This is a genomic window from uncultured Streptococcus sp. (assembly GCF_963516575.1).
Lineage (GTDB): Bacteria > Bacillota > Bacilli > Lactobacillales > Streptococcaceae > Streptococcus.
On the sequence record NZ_CAUQCP010000083.1, the window covers coordinates 1 to 3,487 of the forward strand.

General features: G+C 39.4%; 5 protein-coding genes. 1 reads left to right on the forward strand and 4 read right to left on the reverse strand.

From position 1 onward, the window contains the following. Positions 1-153 precede the first annotated feature (153 nt). Positions 154-1,194, reverse strand: a complete 1,041-nt coding sequence (locus RWM06_RS09545) for a transposase (RefSeq protein WP_313970942.1) — start codon at positions 1,192-1,194, stop codon at positions 154-156. Between RWM06_RS09545 and RWM06_RS09550 the strand changes: the two genes are divergently transcribed. Further along, the gene (locus RWM06_RS09550) at positions 1,155-1,376 is read left to right on the forward strand and encodes a hypothetical protein (protein WP_313970943.1); all 222 of its coding nucleotides are present in this window, start codon (positions 1,155-1,157) and stop codon (positions 1,374-1,376) included. The genes RWM06_RS09545 and RWM06_RS09550 overlap by 40 nt on opposite strands. On the opposite strand, the gene cbpD is transcribed toward RWM06_RS09550, so the two are convergent. The 3 genes from cbpD to RWM06_RS09565 form a co-directional block, all read right to left on the reverse strand. Then, a complete protein-coding gene (gene cbpD / locus RWM06_RS09555; RefSeq protein WP_313970944.1) occupies positions 1,324-2,442 on the reverse strand; it encodes a choline binding-anchored murein hydrolase CbpD in 1,119 nt (372 codons plus the stop codon). The two genes, RWM06_RS09550 and cbpD, sit on opposite strands and share 53 nt — an antisense overlap. Positions 2,443-2,530: 88 nt before the next feature. Next, a complete protein-coding gene (locus RWM06_RS09560; RefSeq protein ID WP_001278169.1) occupies positions 2,531-2,797 on the reverse strand; it encodes a Veg family protein in 267 nt (88 codons plus the stop codon). A gap of 1 nt (position 2,798) precedes the next feature. After that, on the reverse strand, positions 2,799-3,487 hold a 689-nt coding region (locus tag RWM06_RS09565; protein WP_313970945.1), incomplete at its 5' end, for a DnaB-like helicase C-terminal domain-containing protein.

The window sequence follows — 3,487 nt, forward strand, 5'->3', positions numbered from 1 at the left end:
TTATCAGACTAACTTCCACTTCTACTAGCGGTGGAACTTAGTTTGGGAATTTAGCTATAGTGTTTATATATTCAAAAAACTAAAAGAGCCTGAGACAAAATAGTTCTCAACCACAAAAAAGCTAGAGATTTCCAATTGCGGAACTCTAGCTTTTTAATTTTGAGTCGTTCTCTTATTGTATTTTAGGAGGTTATTGGCCATAAGTACCAATCCCATGTCAATTCTCACTTGACGCTTACCTCTCAGATTACATCTCTTGTAACCCAAACAAGCCTTTATCTGCCCAAAGACAGGTTCCACATCAATCTTGCGTTGAGCGAAAATCTGTCTACCTTGGGGAGATAAAAGCGCCTGACATTCTTTAGCTTTCAAGTTTTGATAGCGTTCGTTCATATAGAGTCCCTTTTGAGGAGCTGATTCAGGTTCATCAGCGTAGTAAACCTTGATTTCCTGTTGAAAGTCCGTCTGTGTTTTCTGTTGTTTAATATGGTGAAAACGATAGCACCAGCCATCAGGATGTGTGTAGCTATCCTCCTTGTCATTATAGTGCCAATTTGCTAAGTTTCTAGCTGACTGTGTATACCCTTTCTTCTGTTCCTTGTCAAACATGGCATAGGAGATAGGCTCTTGTGTATCCAGTTCGATAGCCTGATGGATAAGGGGAGTGATTTCTTCTTGAAAATAGACCTGTATCTGTTCTTGAAGTTTGGCGGAGAATTTCTCTGTCGCTTTCTTCCACACGAAACTATACTTGTTGGCATTAGCTTCAATCTTAGTCCCGTCAATGAACAAGCAATCTAAAGTCACTAACTCTTCCATTTTTAAACGAAGATTGAGGTCGATGAAAAGATTACGAATGAGTTCTTCCATCCCTTCAGCGACTCGAAAACGATTGATGGTGCGATAGCTGACAAGCAACTGCCCTGTTAGATATTGCATAGCCAGATTTTCAACCATCATTTTTTCAATTTTTCGACCAGAGAAAATCCCTTGTGAATAGGCAAATAGAAGAGCAGATACAAGCATTTTAGGGTGATAAGACGGGCGACCAAAGGCATGATAGAAGGCATGGAAGTGACTATCTTCCAAGGTATTCACCACTTTTTCAATAGTAAAGACGAGATGGTCTTGTGGCAATAAAGAACTGATTTCTAGTGGTAAAGTTGTTTGATTTGTGTTATAGTGAATATGCATGGGATAGCCTTTCTAAATGGTTTATTGGGCAATTCTATTTTACCAAGACTATCGCAACCATGCAAAAAAGCAACGGATTTGCCGTTGCTTTTTTTGGAGATAAGAGACTATTGTCCCAGACTCAATTTTCTATACTCGTTCTCCATTACTATTTACTCTGTGGCCATCTACCGTCGTATTAACAGCTAAGGCGCCTGAAGAGTAAGAATAATACCACTTACCAGAGACTTGATACCATCCTGTTTTCATTGCTCCTGAACTATCCAGATAATACCACACTCCATTTTCCTTTAGCCATCCTGTCTGCATTTCACCAGATGATTTCAAATAATACCAGCTAGAACCATCCTTCAACCAGTCTGTTGATTTAGAGCCATTTGACTTGAAATGATACCAACTACCATTTATTTTCTTCCAACCAACAGTTGAACTACTATTGGAGCCATAGCTAAGGCTATTTCCTGATTGATTCTGATAATTCTGTGAAGAAGTCACCCCCTCTAGCTGGATATAGCGACGACTTCCATTATAAGCCGTATAACTCAACCACTTGTATCCATCTTTTTCGAGAATTTGATCATAATGAACATTCTCCCCAGGATAATAGTAATCAATCGCAGTTACGCTAGCTAGAGGCTGATTTTTGATAGCAGCCTTAGCCTTAAAATAATGTGTTCCCCCTGTTGAAGCTGAGGATTGACTATTTCCAATACTGCCACCAGCCAAATCTTTAAAATGAATAAAACCGGTCATAGTATTGGTCTTCACGACACGCTTATTATAAGATTCCCTTATTCCATAGTTGTATTCTTCAATCTCAATCTCATCTCCCACTACATTTGACACCCAGGCAACATGACCATAAGTTCCTGCAGTAGACCAAGCAATGGAGCCAATAGCTGGTGTATTGTCTACACGATATCCTTCACGACGAGCACGATATCCCCATTCATTCGCATTTCCATAAGCTGCCGGAATCTCAAAACCATTGACATTACTCAAACGGAAAGCTGCAAAAGAAGTACACTGACGAGAATACATGCGCCACTGATCAATCTCCTGGCTCCCATTTTTATAATAAACAGGATAATCATCCCCTCGCGCAATCGATCCATTCGCTCCAGAATAGGCATAGACATTATCACCCGCTGCTAGCATCAATCCTACTACTAAAAAAGGAACAACCTTTTTAACTGACATCTTCAAACAATAACTTGTCCCTCTTGCTATACACGGTAAAATTTTCATTCTTCCTCCTTGAAAAATAATATAAATCGAAGATTACCTTCACTTAAACTATTCGGAGAAAAAAGAAAAAGTGAGAAAATTTCTCACTTTAGTCAAGATAATGAATCAAATTCTTTTCTGTAAGGATATCTGAGTAAGTAAAGGATTCAACGTAAACATTAGCTTGTTTATCTCCTTCAACGTTCCCAAATTCAACGATAAATAGGGATGGATAAACCTCAATTAGCTTACCCAATCTATTTTTTTGGCGCTTACGACCATTCTCCAAAGTCATTTCTACGACTTGTCCCTCATGTGCCTTGATTTCTTCTTTGATTTTTTTCATCTTAGCTACATCTGTAAATGCATCTGACATCTTATGCCTCCCTCTTTGAGATACTTGAAAATTTATTATATTCTTTTTGGAAAATCAATTCCACCGTTCCACGAGCTCCACTACGGTTTTTCTCGATAATAACTTCTACCTTATTATTTGGTATGCCTTCCTCTTCTTCACCACCACGCTCATAGTAGTCGTCGCGATACAGAAAGGCCACGATATCAGCGTCCTGCTCAATAGACCCAGATTCACGAATATCAGACAAGACCGGTCTTTTATCCTGACGTTGTTCTACACCACGAGAAAGCTGACTTAGAGCGATTACTGGAACTTTCAGTTCCTTAGCTAAAATTTTCAACTGACGTGAAATTTCTGAAACCTCTTGTTGACGATTTTCTCGACCAGTTCCCGTGATAAGCTGCAAATAGTCTATCAAAATCAAACCAAGATTTCCAGTTTCTTGAGCCAATTTACGTGAACGAGAACGAATCTCTGTAATCCGAATTCCTGGCGTATCATCGATATAGATACTTGCATTAGCTAGATTCCCTTGAGCAATGGTATACTTTTGCCACTCCTCATCGGTCAATTGACCTGTACGGATAGAATGGGATTCCACCAAACCTTCTGCCGCCAACATACGATCGACTAGACTTTCCGCACCCATTTCAAGTGAAAAAATAGCAACCGTTTTGTCCAACTTAGTCCCAATGTTCTGAGCGATAT

Bases quoted from the DNA above. Each gene is read 5' to 3' on its own strand.
- RWM06_RS09560 (WP_001278169.1), bottom strand. From the start codon at position 2,797: ATGTCAGATGCATTTACAGATGTAGCTAAGATGAAAAAAATCAAAGAA.
- RWM06_RS09545 (WP_313970942.1), bottom strand. From the start codon at position 1,194: ATGCATATTCACTATAACACAAATCAAACAACTTTACCACTAGAAATC.
- cbpD (WP_313970944.1), bottom strand. From the start codon at position 2,442: ATGAAAATTTTACCGTGTATAGCAAGAGGGACAAGTTATTGTTTGAAG.